General features: G+C 66.1%; 18 protein-coding genes. 10 read left to right on the top strand and 8 right to left on the bottom strand.

Going from position 1 to position 18,632, the window contains the following annotated elements:
- The first annotated feature begins 105 nt into the window (after window positions 1–105).
- Both L1787_RS16920 and L1787_RS16915 read left to right on the top strand, forming a co-directional pair.
- Entirely contained in the window at window positions 106–261 is a 156-nt protein-coding gene (locus L1787_RS16920; RefSeq protein ID WP_235710126.1) for a hypothetical protein, read from the top strand.
- 116 nt (window positions 262–377) lie between these two features.
- Complete coding sequence (locus L1787_RS16915; protein ID WP_235710124.1) at window positions 378–980, top strand: LOG family protein; 603 nt, start codon at window positions 378–380, stop codon at window positions 978–980.
- Window positions 981–1,018: 38 nt separating this feature from the next.
- Here L1787_RS16915 and cysS read toward each other — a convergent pair whose 3' ends face one another.
- Window positions 1,019–2,383, bottom strand: coding sequence for a cysteine--tRNA ligase (gene cysS, locus L1787_RS16910; protein WP_235710123.1), 1,365 nt, complete (start codon window positions 2,381–2,383; stop codon window positions 1,019–1,021).
- Between the two features lie 251 nt (window positions 2,384–2,634).
- On the opposite strand from cysS, the gene L1787_RS16905 reads away from it, so the two are divergent.
- Window positions 2,635–2,802, top strand: a complete 168-nt coding sequence (locus L1787_RS16905; RefSeq protein ID WP_235710121.1) for a hypothetical protein — start codon at window positions 2,635–2,637, stop codon at window positions 2,800–2,802.
- A 145-nt stretch (window positions 2,803–2,947) separates the two neighbouring features.
- On the opposite strand, the gene L1787_RS16900 is transcribed toward L1787_RS16905, so the two are convergent.
- From L1787_RS16900 to dusB, 4 genes are all read right to left on the bottom strand, one after another.
- Window positions 2,948–3,109, bottom strand: a complete 162-nt coding sequence (locus L1787_RS16900; protein ID WP_235710119.1) for a YqaE/Pmp3 family membrane protein — start codon at window positions 3,107–3,109, stop codon at window positions 2,948–2,950.
- A gap of 209 nt (window positions 3,110–3,318) precedes the next feature.
- A complete protein-coding gene (gene ntrC / locus L1787_RS16895) occupies window positions 3,319–4,764 on the bottom strand; it encodes a nitrogen regulation protein NR(I) (RefSeq protein WP_235710474.1) in 1,446 nt (481 codons plus the stop codon).
- Window positions 4,758–5,864 (bottom strand): two-component system sensor histidine kinase NtrB, encoded by a 1,107-nt coding sequence (locus L1787_RS16890; RefSeq protein ID WP_235710117.1) that lies wholly within the window; start codon window positions 5,862–5,864, stop codon window positions 4,758–4,760. Before L1787_RS16890 ends, ntrC begins: the two co-directional genes overlap by 7 nt.
- The gene (gene dusB, locus L1787_RS16885; protein WP_235710115.1) at window positions 5,861–6,919 is read right to left on the bottom strand and encodes a tRNA dihydrouridine synthase DusB; all 1,059 of its coding nucleotides are present in this window, start codon (window positions 6,917–6,919) and stop codon (window positions 5,861–5,863) included. Before dusB ends, L1787_RS16890 begins: the two co-directional genes overlap by 4 nt.
- 350 nt (window positions 6,920–7,269) lie before the next feature.
- Here dusB and L1787_RS16880 point away from each other — a divergent pair, with 350 nt between their 5' ends.
- Both L1787_RS16880 and L1787_RS16875 read left to right on the top strand, forming a co-directional pair.
- On the top strand, window positions 7,270–8,124 hold the full coding sequence (locus L1787_RS16880; protein WP_235710113.1) for an alpha/beta fold hydrolase: 855 nt from the start codon (window positions 7,270–7,272) through the stop codon (window positions 8,122–8,124).
- 135 nt (window positions 8,125–8,259) lie between these two features.
- A complete protein-coding gene (locus tag L1787_RS16875) occupies window positions 8,260–9,468 on the top strand; it encodes a diaminopropionate ammonia-lyase (RefSeq protein ID WP_235710111.1) in 1,209 nt (402 codons plus the stop codon).
- Between the two features lie 10 nt (window positions 9,469–9,478).
- Here the strand turns inward: L1787_RS16875 and L1787_RS16870 are convergent, their stop codons facing one another.
- From L1787_RS16870 to L1787_RS16860, 3 genes are all read right to left on the bottom strand, one after another.
- Entirely contained in the window at window positions 9,479–10,666 is a 1,188-nt protein-coding gene (locus L1787_RS16870; RefSeq protein WP_235710109.1) for an MFS transporter, read from the bottom strand.
- 179 nt (window positions 10,667–10,845) lie between these two features.
- Window positions 10,846–11,490, bottom strand: a complete 645-nt coding sequence (locus L1787_RS16865; RefSeq protein ID WP_235710107.1) for a phosphoribosyltransferase — start codon at window positions 11,488–11,490, stop codon at window positions 10,846–10,848.
- 339 nt (window positions 11,491–11,829) lie between these two features.
- On the bottom strand, window positions 11,830–12,477 hold the full coding sequence (locus tag L1787_RS16860) for a BON domain-containing protein (RefSeq protein ID WP_235710105.1): 648 nt from the start codon (window positions 12,475–12,477) through the stop codon (window positions 11,830–11,832).
- A gap of 237 nt (window positions 12,478–12,714) precedes the next feature.
- Between L1787_RS16860 and L1787_RS16855 the strand changes: the two genes are divergently transcribed.
- The 5 genes from L1787_RS16855 to L1787_RS16835 all read left to right on the top strand — a co-directional run bounded on the left by L1787_RS16855 (window position 12,715) and on the right by L1787_RS16835 (window position 18,526).
- The gene (locus L1787_RS16855; RefSeq protein WP_235710103.1) at window positions 12,715–13,389 is read left to right on the top strand and encodes a Crp/Fnr family transcriptional regulator; all 675 of its coding nucleotides are present in this window, start codon (window positions 12,715–12,717) and stop codon (window positions 13,387–13,389) included.
- Window positions 13,390–13,997: 608 nt separating this feature from the next.
- Window positions 13,998–15,068: an ABC transporter ATP-binding protein gene (locus L1787_RS16850; protein ID WP_235710101.1), complete on the top strand. Its 1,071-nt coding sequence runs from the start codon at window positions 13,998–14,000 to the stop codon at window positions 15,066–15,068.
- Between the two features lie 73 nt (window positions 15,069–15,141).
- Window positions 15,142–16,464, top strand: a complete 1,323-nt coding sequence (locus tag L1787_RS16845) for an ABC transporter substrate-binding protein (protein ID WP_235710099.1) — start codon at window positions 15,142–15,144, stop codon at window positions 16,462–16,464.
- A gap of 154 nt (window positions 16,465–16,618) precedes the next feature.
- Window positions 16,619–17,572: a carbohydrate ABC transporter permease gene (locus L1787_RS16840; RefSeq protein WP_235710097.1), complete on the top strand. Its 954-nt coding sequence runs from the start codon at window positions 16,619–16,621 to the stop codon at window positions 17,570–17,572.
- Window positions 17,573–17,698: 126 nt separating this feature from the next.
- Window positions 17,699–18,526: a carbohydrate ABC transporter permease gene (locus L1787_RS16835; RefSeq protein ID WP_235710472.1), complete on the top strand. Its 828-nt coding sequence runs from the start codon at window positions 17,699–17,701 to the stop codon at window positions 18,524–18,526.
- Window positions 18,527–18,632: the final 106 nt, after the last annotated feature.

Genomic DNA, 18,632 nt, shown 5'->3' with positions numbered 1-18,632 from the left:
TGCGGCGTGGCGCGGGTGCGCGATCGCCTAAGCGCCGTTTCACGGATGGCGTATAACCTGCGGTCCGGTGCGCGCCGGAACCGCCGATCTGGAGCGAGACCCTTTATGAGCGTGAGCAACATCATCGTCACCCTCGTCATCATCGCATTGATCATCGTCGGCGGTGCCTATTTCTTGGGCTACTTCGATGCTGCCCCCACCCCACCGCCCGCGGCCGAAACGCCGGCGCCCGCAACCACGCCGTCACCGACCACGAACTAGGCCATTCCGCGTCGATCGGGCCTCGCGCCCGATCGACGCTTCCCACGCGCTCTATCCGCACGCCCGGCCGTCAGAATCTGATGCAAGCGCCGGGGGCACGTGCTAGCCTTCCGCCTATGCATGACTTGAAAAGCGTATGTGTCTATTGCGGATCGTCCACTGGCCATGATCCGGCGTTCGTCGCCGCGGCGGACGCGTTGGGAGTGGCCCTCGCCGAAGCGGGGATCACGCTCGTTTATGGTGGGGGATCGCTCGGCCTCATGGGCCGGATCGCCCACACCGTTCTCTCCTCCGGAGGGAATGTCATCGGCGTCATCCCGCAATTCCTGCACGATCGCGAGGTCATGCTGCGCGACGTCTCCGAATTGATCATCACCGAGGACATGCATGAGCGAAAGCGCATCATGTTCGAGCGGGCGGACGGGTTCGTCGCGCTACCAGGCGGCATCGGCACCCTCGAAGAGGTGGTCGAGATGATGACCTGGTCGCAGCTCGGCCAGCACGAAAAGCCCATCGTCCTCGCCAACATCGCGGACTTCTGGGCCCCCCTCAACGATCTCATCGTTCACATGTCGGCTTCCGGCTTCATTCGGCCGGGCTGGGACGTCAGCTACGACGTGGTGGACGATATCGCGGAGGTGATCCCCACCCTCACCTCGCGTCAGGCCGCGCTCCACGCCGATCGCAGCCCGCGCGAGGCGATGCTGCGCCGCCTCTGATCACCCGAAGGCGTGGCGCCCGACCGGGCGCCGCTCGCTCACCCGGTGAACGACCAGGTCGTCACCGGGGCGCCGGTGGCGTCCTTACCGTCCTTCAACACGATCCCTTCGGCGAGAAGCGCGTCGCGGATCCGGTCCGCCTCGTCGAAGCGCTTGGCCGCGCGGGCGGCGAGGCGTTCGGCGATCATGGCGTCGACATCGACCGACAAGGCCGCGGTCTTCGCCGCTGCTTCAGCCGCCCCGCGCGCGGCGATGCGGCCGAGATCGATGCCGATCAGCCGCGCCGTCGCGCCGAGATCGGGCGATTTCGCGCGCTGCAGTTCCGACAGGCGCGCCACCACCGCGGGCGTGTTGAGATCGTCCTCCAACGCAGCGAGCGCCACGGCGTCGACCGCCCCGTTTGGCAGCCCGGCGGCGGTCTCCGCCCAGCTCGCGAGGAGGCCGCGCGCCTCGGCGACGCGGCGCTCCGTCCAGTCGATCGGCTGGCGATAATGCGTCATCAGCATCGCAAGACGCAGCGTGTCGCCGTCGATCGTGCGCAGCGCGTCGCGGATGGTGATGAAGTTGCCTTCCGACTTCGCCATCTTGCGCCCCTCCACCTGGAGGAAGCCGTTGTGCATCCAGACCGAGGCCATCTCCTCGACCCCGAAGGCGCAGCACGATTGGGCGCGCTCATTCTCGTGGTGGGGAAAGGCGAGATCGATGCCGCCACCATGGATATCGAACGTCTCGCCGAGATAGCGCGCGGCCATCGCCGAGCACTCGATGTGCCAGCCGGGCCGGCCGTCGACCGCAATGCCAGCCGGGCTCGGCCATCCGGGCTCGCCGGGCTTCGAGGGCTTCCACAGCACGAAATCCATCGGATCGCGCTTATAGGGCGCGACGTCGACGCGGGCGCCCGCCATCATGTCGTCGACGGAGCGCTTTGAGAGGCTCCCATAAGTGTCCATCGAGGCGACGGAAAAGAGGACGTGGTCGGCCGCCACATAGGCGTGCCCCTTGTCGACGAGGCGGTCGATCATCGCCGTCATCTCGTCGATATTCTCGGTCGCTCGCGGTTCGAACGTGACGGGCAGGATATCGAGCTGGCCGATATCGGCATGGAAGTCGGCGAGCGTCGTCTCGGTGAGCTCGCGGATCGAGATGCCGCGCTCGGCCGCGCGCGCGTTGATCTTGTCGTCGACGTCGGTGATGTTGCGGACGTAGGTGACGGCCGTCTCGCCATAGCGCGCCCGCAGGAGACGGAAGAGCACGTCGAAGACGAGGATCGGCCGCGCGTTGCCGATATGGGCGAGGTCGTAAACGGTCGGACCGCAGACATACAGTCGCACATTGGCAGGATCGGCCGGCGTGAACGCCACTTTGGCGCGGGTGCGGGTGTCGTAGAGATAAAGCGGTTCCATGCCGCTTGCCGTACAGCGTGATGCTGGTCATGGCAACGCACGGCCAGCCTTGCGATCCGGCCATTCCATAGAATTTGAGCGAAGGCCACAAGGGGCCGGAAACGCCAACTCCACGTGCCCCCTCGCACCCCCCTTCAGAATGAGGGACAAAGGCGCACCTCAATATGCGCGGCCTATGCCAATGGGCCGAAGACGACTTGATCCGACGCACGAGCTTCTGCGAAGGGTACGGTCAGCGAACGGAGAATGTGATGCAACGTGCGCTGGGTGCATTAACCGCGGTGGCGGTCCTGGGCGTGATTTTGGTGGGCCCCGTCGCCCTCGCCGTGTCCTCGGCCGACTATACGTCCGTGGGACGTTGCGGCGGTCAGATCGGGTGCGACACGGGTGGCAACACCAGCACGCTAAACGGCGGCTGACGCCGTAACCGGGCGAACCGCGCTTTCCTCGTGCGGTTCTGAACGCCCGCGGGCTTTATAGCCCCTGTGGTGACCACGTGATCGGATGATCACGTGATGAGAGAGGCGGCGGCGGAATGATCCGCCGCCTTTGCCGGCCCCCGTCTCAGCGCCGCGCGATGATCCAGAGCGCATGGATCATGCCGGGGAAGAAGCCGAGCAGCGTCAACAAGATGTTGATGAAGAACTGCAGCGTCAGCCCCACCTGCAGGAAGACGCCGAGCGGCGGCAGGAAAATCGCACACAAAATGCGGATCAGATCGGCCATAGGGTCACTCCTTCGTTTGTTTCACTAACGAAGGAAACGCCCGAAAGATCCATTCCTTGTGGTGATGGATCCTTACGGAGCCGGATAACCAATCGAACCGTCGCCATCGCGTGCATCCACACCCGATGACCGCGCCCGTCCCCACCGAGCCGATCGTGCTTAACAACGCGCGAGGCGAGCCGCCGGTTGCCGGCGGCGTCGATTTTTGCTCAGCGCACGCCGCGCATCATCCGCACGTCGAGATCGCGGATCTTCTTGCGCAGGGTGTTGCGGTTGACGCCGAGAAGCTCAGCCGCCTTGATCTGATTGCCGCGCGTCGCCGCGAGGGCGGCGCTCACCAGCGGATACTCCACCTCGCGCATGATGCGGTGATAAAGGCCCGGCGGCGGCAGGGACGGCCCGAACTCGGCGAAATAGTCGTTGAGGTGCCGCTCGACCGCCTCTTGCAGCGACTCGCTCATGCCGCCTGCCGGCGACGCCGGTGTGGCGGTGGCCGGGCCATCATCGAGCTCGTGCTCGATATGGGCTGCGGTGATCACGTCCTCTGGATAGAGCGCGGCGAGGCGGCGGACGAGATTTTCGAGCTCGCGCACATTGCCCGACCAGCGATGCGCCTGAAGCGCCGCCACGGCGTCGGTGTCGAGCCGCTTGGGGGGAAGCCCCTCGGACTCGCAGGCGGCGAAGAAGTGCCGGGCGAGATCGGCGATATCCTCCTTGCGCTCACGCAGCGGTGGCAGGCGAAGGGGAACGACGTTGAGGCGGAAATAGAGATCCTCGCGGAAAAGCCCCTGCCCGATCCACTGCCGCAGATCCCGGTTGGTCGCGGCGACGATCCTCACATTGGTGCGGATCGGCGAGCGGCCGCCGACGGTCGTATACTCGCCCTCCTGGAGGACGCGCAGGAGCCGCGTCTGCGCCTCCATCGGCATGTCGCCGATCTCGTCGAGGAAGAGCGTACCGCCTTCGGCTTGCTCGAAGCGGCCGGAATGCCGGCTGGTCGCGCCGGTGAAGGCGCCCTTTTCGTAACCGAACAGCTCGGCTTCGATGAGATCCTTCGGGATCGCCGCCATGTTGATCGCGACGAACGGGCCTTTGCGGCGCTTGCCATAGTCGTGGAGCGCGCGGGCGACGAGCTCTTTGCCGGTGCCCGATTCGCCGTGGATCAGCACCGTGAGGTCGGTCTGCATCAATCGCGCGAGGACGCGGTAGATGTCCTGCATCGCGGCGGAGCGGCCGACCAGCGGCATCGGCTCCATCGCATCGCCCGCACGATCGACCGGCTTGGCGCGCGGCTCCGACAAGGCCCGTCCGACGACATTGATGAGCTCTTTGAGGTCGAAGGGCTTCGGCAGATATTCGTAAGCGCCGCGCTCTGAAGCGCGGATCGCGGTCATGAAGGTGTTCTGCGCGCTGATCACCACCACCGGAAGATCGGGGCGGCGGCGCTTGACGCGGGGGAGAAGCTCGAAGGCGTTCTCGTCCGGCATGATCACGTCGGTGATGACGAGGTCGCCGTCCCCCTGGTCGATCCAGTTCCACAGGGTCGCGGCGTTGGATGTACAGCGCACGTCGAACCCAGCGCGGGACAGAGCCTGGTTCAGCACCGTGCGGATCGCGCCGTCATCATCCGCAACCAGGATCGTGCCTGTCATGATTCTGCGTCTCCTTGGGTACTGCCGGTTTGATAGGCCGGCATCAACACACGCACCGTGGTTCCCGCGTTGGAGTCGATCTCGATGACCCCACCATGGTCGCCCACGATCTTCGCCACGAGGGCAAGACCGAGGCCAGTTCCGTTTGTTTTCGTCGTCACGAACGGCTCGAAGAGATGCGGCACGAGATCCTCCGGCACGCCGGGGCCGTCATCCTTCACGCAAAACTCCAGCGGCAGGCTGACCTTGTGGGGCGAGCCCGGCGCGGCGACGCGCATGCCGGGGCGAAACGCCGTCGTCAGCGTGATCGAGCCCCCCGTCGCCCCGACCGCTTCGGCCGCGTTCTTCACGAGGTTCAGGAAGACCTGAACGAGCTGGTCCCGATTGGCGTGGACCGGCGGCAGTGACGGATCATAATGCTTGCGGATCTCGATCCCGCGGGCGAACCCCGACCGGGCGAGACGCTCCACATGGTCGAGCACGTCATGGATGTTGACGGGTGCGCGCTGGACGGGCCGGGCATCGCCGAACACCTCCATGCGGTCGACGAGCTTCACGATCCGGTCCGTCTCGGCGGTGATCAGGCGGGCGAGCGCGCGGTCGTCCTCCTCGAGCGTCGGCTCGATGAGCTGCGCGGCGCCGCGGATGCCCGACAGCGGATTGCGGATTTCGTGGGCCAGCATCGCCGCAAGGCCCGAGACCGAGCGCGCGGCGCTGCGGGAGGTGAGCGCCCGGTCGATCTTCTCCGCCATCGACGGCGGGTCGAGCGTCAGGACGACGATGGTCGGATCCTCCGGCAAGGGGATCGCGTGGATGTCGACGATCTGGCCGGTGCCGAGACGCGGCGAGGAGAGGTCCACCCGATATTCGACCATACCCGCCTCTTCCTGGCGCACCTTGGAGGGCAAGGTGAGGAGCGGGCTGCCGAACGGCACGAACGCCGACAAGGGCCGCTTGCGCAGATGGGAAAGCGAGGCGCCGAAAAAGGCCTGAGCGGCATCGTTCGCCGCGATGATGTCGTCTTCGCCGTTGAGGACGAGAACGGCGTGGGGAAGCGCGTTGAGGATCGCCGAGGATGTCACCCGGCGCATCGGCGCGGTCATGCGGCCTCCGCGAAGCTGGTTGTGGATCGGGGGGCGATTGCGGCGCGATCGCCGAGGAGGCCGTCCGCCGCGGCGAACATCGCCAACATGGTGCGCCGCGCGTCCTGTGGGTTTTGCGCGGTGAGCGCGGCGCGGACGAGCGAAGGCGGCACGTTGGCAAGGTGCGCCGCATAGGCGGCCGTGTGCTTGCGCGCACATCGCACGCCGAGCTCGACGCCCTGGTGCACGAGGAGACGCTCGTGATGATCGAGCGCGAGGGCGGCGAGCGCGGCCGGCGTCGCCGGGATCCCCTCGGGCGGCTCGGCACCGGCGAGCGCCGCGCCGACGAGCCCCGGCAGCCATGGGGCGCCGAGCGCCGCGCGGCCGATCATCACCCCGTCCGCCCCGGACTGGGCGAGCATCGTGCGGGCGGTGGCAAGGTCGGTCACGTCGCCATTGCCGACCACCGGGATCGACACGGCGTCCTTGACGGCGCGGATCGCCGACCAGTCCGCGACGCCCTTATAACGCTGGCACCGCGTCCGCCCATGGATGGTGACGAGCTGCGCCCCCTCCGCCTCGGCCCGGCGCGACAGTTCCGGCGCATTGCGCATCGATTGATCGAAGCCGAGCCGCATCTTCACCGTGACAGGCACCGCGACCGCCTTCACGGTCGCCGCGATCAGCGACGTCGCATGGTCGACATTGCGCATCAGCGCCGATCCCGCCCAGCCGCCGACGACCCGCTTGGCGGGGCAGCCCATGTTGATGTCGATGATATCGGCGCCGGCGGCCTCGGCGAGACGGGCGGCTTCGGCCAGCTCGTCCGCCCGGCAGCCGGCGAGCTGGACGGCGTGGACCTTCAGCCCCTCGCCTTCCATTTTAAGCCGTGCTTCGGTCTTCTTGGCGAGGAGCCGGTCGCTCGCGACCATCTCACTGACGACGAGGCCGGCCCCAAACCGTGCCGCGATCTGGCGAAACGGCCAATCGCTGATCCCCGACATCGGCGCCAGGATCGCGCGGTTCGCGAGTGCGACAGGGCCTATCGTCGGACCGAGCATACAGAGATCACGCATTTCCTGTTCAACATGCCCATCTTTTGACCATGAACTCAAAATTGGCAAGTGCTAGTTCGCACTGCAACATGCTTGTCGTCGCTCCACCCGCGCGTTTTGATGTGCAGGTTGCACACGCGGTGACTGTTCGCCACAAAAACAACACGCACAGATATGCATCAGATCATACTTTTCGCACGGAAATCGGGACCGCCACCCGATGGCCGCTCGAGGCGGTGCATCGCCGGAGCGCTGCCCATACCGCACGGGCGCGACCTTAACGCCGCGGCATAAAGCGATATGATCGAGCGTCTCGCCCGGCCCACATTCTCGCCACGCCCGCGACCTCCATTTCTGCACATGGCACTTTAATGACCAACCCTTTAATTGTGCGCCGCGACGCGTTCGCCGCGCGCTGCCCTGAGGAACGGGTTCGCCTGAACGGGCGCGACTGGGGCGTCATCGAGGCGGGCGATGCCGGCCCGGTGCTCGTCCTCATTCCCGGAACGCTCGGGCGGGCCGATATATTCTGGCAACAGATCGAGGCGCTCGAAGATCGGGCCCGCCTCCTCGTGCCGACCTATCCGGTCACCGGCGGCATCGCCGAGTGGAGTGCCGATCTCCTCGCCCTTTTCGACCAGCGCGGCATCTCACGCGCGCGCCTGCTCGGCACCTCGCTCGGCGGATATCTCGCCCAGTATTTTGCATCCGTGCACCCCGAACGCGTCGAAACGCTCCTCCCCGCCAACACGATGGTCGCGACGGAGGCGAGCCGGGCGCGCATCCCGGCCGCGTTCGATCTCGATCATGGCCCGGTCGCAGAGTTGCGCGCGACATTCCACACACGGCTCGAGGCCTGGCGCACGGCGCATCCCGATCAGTCCGACCTCGTCGACCTCCTCCTCGGCGAGGTCGATGGCCGCATCCCCGAAGCCGAGCTTCGCACGCGACTGCGTGCGCTGATGGATCCGCCGCCGCTCGGCCCGGTCACGATCCCGCCCGAGCGCGTCGCGACGATCGAAAGCGCCGACGACCCGCGAATATCCGAAGATCGCCGGAACGGCGTGCGCGCGCGTCACGCCCCCGCCACAGTCTATCGCTTCCTGTGGGGCGGCCATTTTCCCTATGTCGTGCGGCCGGAGGCCTATACGGGGCTCCTCGAAACCGAGCTCGGCCTTTCTCTCACCGGCGCGCCGTGGCCCGGCGGACCGATTCGCGAGGCTTGAGCCCCGCGCTCGTCCTCGCTGCAAGGCTGCGATGTGGCCCCGAGATTGTGGCGACTTGGCCGACGGGCGGAGACTTGGCCGACGGGCGGAGACGGGCTAACTCTTCGCCGACACGACGACGCCATGCGAGGACGGATGCCCATCGAACGCTTTCCCCTGCGCCACCAGCCCAATATCGCGCTCGATCGCGGCCGGGCCTATGGGGGCGAAGCGGCCGCCATCTTGAACGAGACGGGCCTTGCCGCCGCAAAGCGCGAGATCGCGAGCTGGCCGGATTATCGGCCGACCCCGCTCGTCGCCCTTCCGGGTCTGGCCGCCCGAACCGGTGTCGGCGCGGTGCATTATAAAGACGAGAGCCAGCGCTTCGGCCTCAAGAGCTTCAAGGCGCTCGGCGGAGCCTATGCCGTTCTCGTCATCCTGCAGGATGCCGTCGCGGCGACCGGACCGCGCCCCAGCGCCGCGGACCTCATGGCGGGCGAGCATCGGGCGATCGCCGGCGGCGTCACCGTCGCGTGCGCGACCGACGGCAATCATGGACGCTCGGTCGCCTGGGGTGCGCAGATGTTCGGCTGCCGCTGCGTCATCTATCTGCACGAGCATGTCAGCGCGACGCGCGAGCGCGAAATCGCCCGCTATGGTGCCGAAATCCGCCGGGTCCGCGGCAATTATGACATGTCGGTCCACCAGTGCGCCGCCGACGCGCAGACGAATGGCTGGCAGCTCGTCGCCGACACCTCCGCGGGCGGCTCCCATCGCGTCCCGTCGCTGGTGATGCAGGGTTATACGGTGATGACGGACGAGATCCTCACCGCCCTCGGAACGCCGCCGACCCATGTCTTCGCCCCGGCCGCTGTCGGCGGGCTCGCGGCCGCGATCGTCGGCCCGCTCTGGGAGCGGTTCGGCGCCGCGCGCCCGCGCGTCATCGCGGTTGAGCCCTTTCAGGCGGACTGCGTTTCGCTCTCCCTCGCACAGGGCCACCTCACCCCGGCGACCGGCGATGTCGAAACCTTCATGGCCTGCCTTGCCGCGGGCGAAGTCTCGCCGGCCGCCTGGCCCATCCTCGGCCCGGCGCTCGACGATGCGATCGCGATCCCCGACGATGCGGCCGTCGCCGCAATGAGCCTCCTTGCGAACGGCGTCGACGGCGATCTGCCGCTCGTCGCCGGCGAATCGGGTTGCGCGGCGACCGCCGGCCTCATCGCCGCGACCTTCGATCCGGCGGCCAAGGCGGCGCTCGGGCTGGATGCCGGGTCGGTGGTTGTCGTGATCGGCAGCGAAGGGGCGACCGACGCCGACACCTATCGCGCCGTCGTCGGCCGGACCGCCGAAGAAGTCGCGGGCTGAGGCCCTCGCCTCACCCCGCGAGCGCCATGCGCCGGGCGCGGGCGACGACGATGAGGCCGATGGCGGCGAGCGCTGCCATCAGCCAATAGGTCGCCTCGCCCTGCGCCCCATAAAGGAGGCCCGAAAGGGTGGTGAAGCCCGCCATCATCGCGGCGCTCGTCGCCGAGAGCCAGCCTTGCGCGCGCACCTCCATCCCGGCCGGCGCATAATAAGCGATCGCCATCATCGCCCCGAGATGGGTTGCGCCGAAGGTGATCGCGTGGGTGAACTGGAGAAGCACGAGAACGGCGATGCCGGGATCGAACGACATCGCGGCCCATCGCCCGATCGCCATCGCCGCTCCGAGTGAAATGAGCGCGAAGGGCCCGCCGATCCGCACCGCGATCGGCCGCGCATAGAGAAAGAAGAGCACCTCGGCGACGACGCTGCCGGCCCACAGCGCCCCGATCATCTCCCCGGAATAGCCGATCTCGGCCCAGTGGAGACTGCCGAAACTATAATACATCGCGTGCGTCGCCTGGATCATCGCCGTTCCCGCGATCAGCACGGCGATCGGCCCGATCGCCCCGCTGCGCACCGCCGGCTCGTTGACGGCGCCGACATCGCGCTCCGGTACGCGAACGAGCGAGAAGGCCGACAAGGACGCGACGACGCCCGCCGCGAGGATCAACCAGATCAGCGCCCCCGCATCGAAAAGCCCCAAAAATTGACCGGCGACGAGATTGGCCGCGATGAACCCGACCGAGCCCCATAGTCGGATCCGCCCATAACGATGCTCGTGCAGGGCCGGATCGAGCCGCAGCCGCAAATGCCGCCAGGTGACCGCGTCGCTGAGCGCCACGAAGGGGCCCTTGGCCAAGCCCATCACGACGACGAGGACGAGGATCGGCCAGAAGCCGTGGGCAAAGCCGAGCGCGACAGTGACGAAGACAAATACGATCGTCGCCCCCCAGAGCACCGGGGCGATCGCACCGACCCGGTCGGCGATCGTGGTGATCGCGGGGCTCGCCAGCATCTTGGCAATGAGCGGGGCAGCGAGAATGATGCCGATTTCGCCGGGGTCGAGAGCGCGAGCGTTCAGCCAGATCGAGAAGAACGGAAGATAGATGCCGCTCTCAAAGAAGATCGCGGCGGAGAGGAGCGCGAGGCGGCGATTGGGCAACGGAGACAAGACCTCGGAGGCGACGACGAGCGACACCGCGCGGCCCGCTGCCTCCCCTCGAGGTCGGCGCCGAAAGCCGGCGGCATCCACACAGCTCGCGGCGCGAGCGCATACCGCCGGTCATAGCGCATCCGGCGTCCGATTGGCATCGATCAAATCGGGGAAAGGACGCCGGTTGCCATGCCCTCGCGGCGTCGGCGCCTCTGGCCTACGCCTCAGTGCGAGGCGAGCATCGTCTCCTCGACAACCTCGCGCACGTCCTGATCCGGGACGGGGGTGAAGTCGTCATAATGGTCGCTGACGTCGAGGAAGGGTTGCGGCTCGCTCAGCGTGATCACCTCGTCGGCCACCTCGCGCAACAGAAGGATCGCGCTGTGGGAGGCGACGGGAACGGCGACGACGATATGCGCCGCGCCCTGCTGGTCGACCGATTCGACCGCGGCGCGCATGTCCGCCCCCGTGGCGACCCCGTCATCCACCAGGATGACATGGCGACCATTGAGGTCGGGCGCAGGGCGACCGCCGCGATAGAGCGTGTTGCGCCGGGCCAATTCCCGCCAGGCGCGCGCCGTGACGGTTTCGATCACGCGGTCGGGAACCTGGTGGGCGTCGATCACCGAATCGTTGAGGACGATCACATCGCTGTGCGCGATCGCGCCCATCGCCAGATCGTCCTCGCCGGGGACGACGAGCTTGCGCACGAGCATCAGATCGAGCGGCAGACGCATGGCGCGCGCGATTTCCCGGCCCACCGGCACCCCGCCGCGCGGCAATGCGAGGACGAGGGCGTCGGGCCGGTCATAATCGGCCAACGCTGAGGCGAGGCGCCGCCCGGCGTCTCTACGATCCTTGAAGCGCATATCGTGCTCCCTACTCCGTCCACGCCCCCGCACGGCGCGGTGCCGACGGGGTGATCGCGAACGTCTCCGAGAATACGGCTCGGAGGCTTTTCTGTTCAAAAGCACGTCACGCTTGGCCCTTCCTGACCAGAGCGGACGCACGGGTTTCATCTCATCCGGCGGTGGCGCGCCGGATGATCCTCCATCCGGCGACGGCCAAACGCAGCGGGTCGCGTCAATCGCATCGACAATCGCCGCGGACGGCTCGATCGGGAGCCGTCGGGCGGCGTTCGGGAATCGCTACCATAGAGCGCGCAAAACTCTCAACTCAACCCAAGAGAATTTTCACGAGGCGCCTCGTCATTCGACCACTATGTGGTCGTCGATCGCGGTGACACCAGGGGCGGTCCAGACGGCTTTCTTCACGATATCTTTCTCGTAGAGCGCGTGGACACGGCCGAAGAGCCGGACCGTGCCGCCCTCGACACTGACATCGATATGCGACGCCTCGATGTCGGCATATCGGTGCAGCGCGCGGACGATCTCGCGCTTGATGTCGACCGGGCTGGGGCGCGGCATGATCTCGATCCGATTGAGGATCGAGCGGACGCCCGCGAGCCGCCCGACGCGATGCTCGGCGGTCTCGCGCTGGTGCGCGGTGGTGGCCGTGCCCATCAAGGTGACGGCGCCGTCCCGGACGCTCGCCTGCATCTCCTCGTGCTTCAAGGCGGGATCACCGGCGAGGATATGGGCGATGCGCTCGCCGAGCGTCGCGTCTGTGACGACCTCCTCCGCCAGCTTGACGACGAGATCGTCCGAAACGCTGCGCACGCCGTCGACGCGCAGGACCGCCGCCTCCGCCGCCTGCTGCGCGACATAGGTCGGCACCGCGCCGACGAGGGTGACCGCGCCGTCGACGACCGTCACCCCGACATCGCTGATTTCGACGGCTGGATCGTTGTCGAGCTCGTTCAAGATTGCGGCTTTCAGATCGTGATCGGTGCGCACCGCGGCCCCCCGTCCAGGCGAACGATACGGTTTTCTCGCCCAGCCTCGCCTTTTCTTCGTTGATGGAAATCAAGCCTGCCGGGCACGATGCGCCGATGCCGGCGGCTCGTCCGCCGATCCGGGTGAACGATTTTTTTCCAACCGAGATCGGTGTTACTTTTATTGTGATGGTTCCGGCCGACCTCGACCGATCCGCCTGGTCGGCGCGTCCCCGAGCCCGCGACAGAGGAGCGCGCCATGTTCACCGAAAGCACCGCCGGCGTCGCGCGATGGTGGCCGGCGGACGGAACGAGCACGGTCGACATCGCGGATCGAAGCCACCTCCTCCACGAAGGCGACGATGCGGTCGCGCTCTACGAGATCATCGACGGCGCGGCCATGATCTATCGCACGTCGATCGACGGTCGGCGTACGATCCTGGGCCTGCGCACCCAAGGCGCGCTGGTCGGCCTCTCAAGTGGGCGGCGGTATGTATGCAGCGCGGTCGCGATCGAACCGACGCGGGCGCGGCGGATCTCCTATGCCGCCCTCGAACGGGCGATCGACAATGACCCGCGCCTCGCCCGCCGCCTCCTCAATGTGTGCACGGAGGAGCTGTCGCGCTCGCGCGAGCGGCTTCTCATTCTCGGCAACCGCACCGCGCTCGGCCGTGTCGCCGCGCTCCTCCTTGAGCTCGCGCAGAGCACGGGCGGGGCGAAGCGGCCGATCCTCCTGCCCCTCACTCGGCTTGAAATGGGCGAATCGCTCGGCCTGACGCTCGAGACGGTGAGCCGCTCGATGAGCCGCCTCCGAACCGCCGGCATCATCGATCTGCCGCGCAGCGGGGTGGTAATCATCCGCGATCGCGCCCGCCTCGAAGCGATCGCGGACGGATCGGGCGACGGGACCTCCGGCAGCCGGCTTTGCGCCTGACACGTCGGGAGTATCGCGCGCCACCGTGTGCGCCCTCCCGGCCGGACGAGGCTCGCGCGGTCCGATATTGCACCGCACGACCGCCGCCCAACTCACGCGGCGCATTTAAGCAAAACGACCTGACGACGACACGGCCGCGCGCCATCGCACGGCCGCTTTATTTATCGAATCCGACAAAACCTTATACACAAAAGAATAAACTCCACGGCGACCGGGGGTCTGAGAACATTTTCAGGCACCACCCGCACCCTGCGCCGATCGTCATTTTTCCACAGACACGATGTTCGCGTGCAAAATTCAAAGCACGCAACCTACCGCATCGCACAATTTAACATCGATTTTTCCAAGAAATCCGGACGTTGCACCGCCCTAAAACACCACCCTTGAGAGCATTTTTCAACGTCTCCCGCGGCCCCTCTCCGGCCCGGATATCGCCGGAAATCCGCATGTCCCGTGGGTTCCCCCTCTCATACGAGGCCTTGACCTTGGTCGGCCCGCAGCGTTTGATGCCGACAACCAGATGGTGTGGGTCATCGAGCGATGGCGCATGCCCAAAAGACACGCGAGTGCCGGACCCGTGAGCCGGACAATGGGAAGGAAGGGCGCGTATGGCGTCCGTCGGAATACACGACGTCCGCAAGTCTTTCGGCTCCGTGGAGGTAATCCATGGTGTCGACATCTCGATCTCCGACGGTGAGTTCGTGGTTCTCGTCGGCCCGTCCGGCTGTGGGAAATCCACGCTTCTCAGAATGATCGCGGGGCTGGAACAGATCACCGGCGGCGAGATCAGCATCGGTGAGCGAGTCGTGAATCTCGTGCCGCCCAAAGAGCGCGATATCGCGATGGTTTTCCAGAACTACGCGCTCTATCCGCACATGACCGTCCAGGACAACATGGCCTTCAGCCTCAAGCTCGCGAAGGCCGAATCGGCCGAGATCGAGCGCCGGGTGAAGGAAGCGGCCGAGATCCTCGGCCTCGGCGCCTATCTCGAGCGTTATCCGCGCCAGCTTTCGGGCGGCCAACGTCAGCGCGTGGCGATGGGACGGGCGATCGTGCGCGATCCGCAGGTCTTCCTGTTCGACGAGCCGCTGTCCAACCTCGACGCGAAATTGCGCGTCCAGATGCGCACGGAAATCAAGGCGCTCCATCAGCGCCTGACAACCACCTCGGTCTACGTCACGCACGACCAGATCGAGGCGATGACGATGGCCGACCGCATCGTCGTCATGCACGACGGGATCGTGGAGCAGATCGGCTCGCCGCTCGAACTCTATGACCATCCCGCCAACATGTTTGTCGCAGGCTTTATCGGTTCGCCGGCCATGAATTTCATCGAAGGGCGCGTCGCACGGGATGCCGGCGAAACGCGCATCGTCTCCGCCGACGGGGTGAGGCTTCCGGTGCCGCAGACACTTCAGGCGGCGGACGGGCACAAGGTCGTCTACGGCGTCCGGCCCGAACACATCGAACTGGCGAACGGCGCCGGCGGCGTGCCGGCCGAGGTCAGCGTCATCGAGCCGACCGGGGCCTACACCCTCGCCTTCGTGAAGATGGCCGACGCCGAGGTCTGCGCGATGTTCGACGAACGCCATGCCTTCCGACCGGGCGAGACCATCAGTCTCGCTCCGCGCACCGACCTCGTCCACGTCTTCGACGCGGAGACCGGTCGCCGGCTTTGACGAGTTCCCGGCTCGTCCGGGACGAACGAGCGCGCCGGCATCACGACCGGCCGCCACCCAGAGGGAGGAGACCATGAGCTTTACGAGACGTCGGTTCTTGCAAACATCCTCGGCCGTGGCCGCGGGCGCTGCCGGGAGCCAATTGTTGGGCGTTCGTCGCCCATTCGCTCAGGACACGATGTCCTTCGAGCCCGAACCCGGCGCAGAACTGCGTCTCCTGCGCTGGTCGAAATTCGTCCAGGGCGATGAGGATATGTGGATCGCCAACACCAAGAAGTTCACCGAGCAGACGGGCGTGCCCGTGCGCATCGACAACGAATCTTGGGAAGACGTCCGCCCGAAGGCCGCCGTCGCGGCCAATGTCGGCTCCGGTCCCGACGTGATTCTCGGCTGGTTCGACGACCCGCACCAATATCCCGACAAGCTGGTCCCGCTGACCGACCTCGCCGAATATCTCGGCAACAAATATGGCGGCTGGTACGACGCGGCGCAGAAATACGGGATGCGTGATGGCGAGTGGATCGGCCTGCCGCTCGGTGCGTCCGGCGCGCGCATGGTCTACCGCCAGAAGTGGGTCCAGGATGCCGGTTACGAGGAATTCCCGACCGACTATCAGGAAGTCCTCGACATCGCGAAGAAGCTGAAGGCCAACGGCCACCCGATGGGCATGGCGCTCGGCCACGGCGTCGGCGACGCCAACGGCTGGACCCACACCATCCTGTGGGGCTTCGGCGGCAAGATGGTCGACGAGGACAACAATGTCGTCCTCAACAGCCAGGAGACGGTCGACGCGCTCGAGTATGTGAAGGAGCTCTATCAGAGCTTCATTCCGGGCACGCTGTCCTGGCTCGACCCGAACAACAACAAGGTCTATCTCGCGGGCGACATCGGCGCGACCAACAACGGTATCTCCGTCTGGTACGCGGCGAAGAACTCGGAAGATCCGGCCATGCAGGCGATCGCCGAGGACACCTATCACGCCGAGATGCCGGTGGGCCCGGTCGGCAAGCCGACGGAACTTCACCTGTTCACCCAGGCGATGGTGTTCAAATACTCCAAGTATCCCAATGCGGCGAAAGAGTATCTGCGCTTCATGTGGGAGAAAGAGCAGTACGAGCCCTGGCAGCTCGCGGCCACCGGCTACATCTCCCATCCGCTCGCCGATTACGCGAACAACGCGGTGTGGACGGAGATCCCGAAGTCGACGCCGTACCGCGACTGCGTGAAGAACATGCTCTGGAACGGCTATTCGGGCGACCTCAGCTACGCCTCTGCGGCCGCAATGGCGGACTATATCATCGTCGATATGTTCGCCCAGGCCGCCGCAGGCGAGCGCTCGCCCAAGGAAGCGGCCGAATACGCCGCCCGCCGCGCCGAGCGTTATTACCGCGTCTGATCGCGAACATGGCCGGCGCGCGGGTTCGCTCGCGCGTCGGCCGTCTTGATCCGACAATCGAAGATCGGTCGTTCCGGGTGGGCACGCGGTGCCCGCTCGGGGCGAAACGCGCGGGGATATCGGCCGCGCGCGAGGCGTCACCGAAGGAGTGAGGATGGCCGTCGACGTCAATCAAAGAAGAGCGCCCGCCGCGATCGAGCAGCCGGGGCGCCTCAAGCGCCTTTCACGGTCGAAGGGCATGATGAGCCTGTGGTTCATGATGCCGGCGGCGACGATCCTTCTTCTGTTCCTCGCCTATCCGCTCGGCCTCGGCGTCTGGCTCGGCTTCACCGACGCGAAGATAGGCCGCTCCGGCGTCTTCATCGGCCTCGAGAATTATGCCTGGCTGTTCGACGACCCGGTCTTCTGGCTCGCCGTCTTCAACACCTTCCTCTACACGGTGGTCGCGAGCATCGTGAAGTTCGGGCTCGGCCTGTGGCTCGCGCTCATCCTCAACCATCACCTCCCGTTCAAGGCGATTTTGCGCGCCGTCGTGCTGCTGCCGTGGATCGTGCCGACGGTGCTGTCGGCAATCGCCTTCTGGTGGATCTACGATGCTCAGTTCTCGATCATCTCGTGGACGCTGGTGAAGCTCGGCATCCTCACCGAATATATCGACTTTCTCGGCGACCCCGCGAACGCACGGGCGAGCGTGATCGCCGCCAATATCTGGCGCGGCATCCCCTTCGTCGCCATCACGCTGCTCGCCGGCCTGCAGACGATCCCGCAATCGCTCTATGAGGCGGCGGTGATCGACGGCGCCTCGCCCTGGCAGCGCTTCCGCTACGTGACGTTCCCGATGCTGACGCCGATCATCGCGGTCGTGATGACCTTCTCCGTGCTGTTCACCTTCACGGACTTCCAGCTCATCTACGTCCTCACCCGCGGCGGGCCGCTCAACGCCACGCACCTCATGGCGACTTTGTCCTTCCAGCGCGCCATTCCCGGCGGTCAGCTCGGCGAGGGCGCGGCGATCGCCGTTTCGATGATCCCGTTCCTGCTCGCGGCGATCCTGTTCTCCTATTTCGGCCTGCAGCGTCGCCGCTGGCAGCAGGGCGGTTCGGACTAAAAGGGGCGTATCATGGCCATCGACGAAGAAGAACGCCTCACCCGGGCCTCGGCCCGCTTCTGGAAGTGGGGCCGGCAGAACCCGAAGTCGGAGCCCGAAGGCGCGAGCACGGACTATCTGATCTCCATGCCGCGGAAGGTGGTGACGGTTTATATCCCGCTCCTCATCTTCCTCTTCGTCCTCCTCTTCCCGTTTTATTGGATGACGATCACGACGCTGAAGTCGAACGAGGAGCTCTACGACTACGAGAATTACAGCCCCTTCTGGGTGGCCAAGCCGACGCTCGACAACATCTACAAGCTGTTCTTCGAGACGAGCTATCCGCTGTGGCTGTGGAACACGATGCTCGTTTCGGTGGTGGCGACGTTCCTGTCGCTCGTCTGCGCGGTGTGCGCGGCCTATGCGATCGAGCGCTTGCGCTTCAAGGGCGCGCGCCTGACGGGCATGGCGATCTTTCTTGCCTATCTCGTGCCGCCGTCGATCCTCTTCATTCCGCTGGCGTTGATCGTCTTCAATTACGGCCTGTTCGACACGCCGTTTGCGCTGATCCTCACCTATCCGACCTTCCTCATCCCGTTCTGCACCTGGCTTCTGATGGGCTATTTCCGCTCCATCCCCTACGAGCTCGAAGAGTGCGCGCTGATCGACGGGGCGAGCCGGTTTCAGATCCTCGTGAAGATCCTGTTGCCATTGTCGATACCGGGGCTGATCTCGGCCGGCATCTTCGCCTTCACGCTGTCGTGGAACGAGTTCATCTACGCCCTCACCTTCATCTCCTCGTCGGAGAACAAGACGGTGCCGGTCGGCGTGATCACCGAGCTCGTGGAGGGCGACGTCTATCACTGGGGCTCGCTGATGGCGGGCGCGCTGATGGGCTCGCTGCCGGTCGCGATCCTCTACTCGTTCTTCGTCGAGCATTATGTGTCGTCGATGACGGGCGCGGTGAAGGAATAGATCCGCGCCGGGCCGACGCCTTCCGAGGTCGCGGCCCGGCCGAAGCTTGACCGGCGCGCCGCGCCCACCCCGCCGCGCTCGCCCCGGCCGCTTGCGGCGCGGGGCC

The organism is Acuticoccus kalidii (assembly GCF_021556395.1).
Lineage (GTDB): Bacteria > Pseudomonadota > Alphaproteobacteria > Rhizobiales > Amorphaceae > Acuticoccus > Acuticoccus kalidii.
Note: the sequence above shows the minus strand (reverse complement) of the source record. Positions and strands in the feature narration are given on the sequence as shown.

Excerpts from the sequence above, each read along its gene's own strand:
- L1787_RS16920 (WP_235710126.1), top strand. The coding sequence starts at position 106 with ATGAGCGTGAGCAACATCATCGTCACCCTCGTCATCATCGCATTGATC.
- L1787_RS16915 (WP_235710124.1), top strand. The coding sequence starts at position 378 with ATGCATGACTTGAAAAGCGTATGTGTCTATTGCGGATCGTCCACTGGC.
- cysS (WP_235710123.1), bottom strand. The coding sequence starts at position 2,383 with ATGGAACCGCTTTATCTCTACGACACCCGCACCCGCGCCAAAGTGGCG.
- L1787_RS16905 (WP_235710121.1), top strand. The coding sequence starts at position 2,635 with ATGCAACGTGCGCTGGGTGCATTAACCGCGGTGGCGGTCCTGGGCGTG.
- L1787_RS16900 (WP_235710119.1), bottom strand. The coding sequence starts at position 3,109 with ATGGCCGATCTGATCCGCATTTTGTGTGCGATTTTCCTGCCGCCGCTC.
- L1787_RS16890 (WP_235710117.1), bottom strand. The coding sequence starts at position 5,864 with ATGACCGCGCCGATGCGCCGGGTGACATCCTCGGCGATCCTCAACGCG.
- dusB (WP_235710115.1), bottom strand. The coding sequence starts at position 6,919 with ATGCGTGATCTCTGTATGCTCGGTCCGACGATAGGCCCTGTCGCACTC.
- L1787_RS16880 (WP_235710113.1), top strand. The coding sequence starts at position 7,270 with ATGACCAACCCTTTAATTGTGCGCCGCGACGCGTTCGCCGCGCGCTGC.
- L1787_RS16875 (WP_235710111.1), top strand. The coding sequence starts at position 8,260 with ATGCCCATCGAACGCTTTCCCCTGCGCCACCAGCCCAATATCGCGCTC.
- L1787_RS16865 (WP_235710107.1), bottom strand. The coding sequence starts at position 11,490 with ATGCGCTTCAAGGATCGTAGAGACGCCGGGCGGCGCCTCGCCTCAGCG.
- L1787_RS16855 (WP_235710103.1), top strand. The coding sequence starts at position 12,715 with ATGTTCACCGAAAGCACCGCCGGCGTCGCGCGATGGTGGCCGGCGGAC.
- L1787_RS16850 (WP_235710101.1), top strand. The coding sequence starts at position 13,998 with ATGGCGTCCGTCGGAATACACGACGTCCGCAAGTCTTTCGGCTCCGTG.
- L1787_RS16845 (WP_235710099.1), top strand. The coding sequence starts at position 15,142 with ATGAGCTTTACGAGACGTCGGTTCTTGCAAACATCCTCGGCCGTGGCC.
- L1787_RS16840 (WP_235710097.1), top strand. The coding sequence starts at position 16,619 with ATGGCCGTCGACGTCAATCAAAGAAGAGCGCCCGCCGCGATCGAGCAG.
- L1787_RS16835 (WP_235710472.1), top strand. The coding sequence starts at position 17,699 with ATGCCGCGGAAGGTGGTGACGGTTTATATCCCGCTCCTCATCTTCCTC.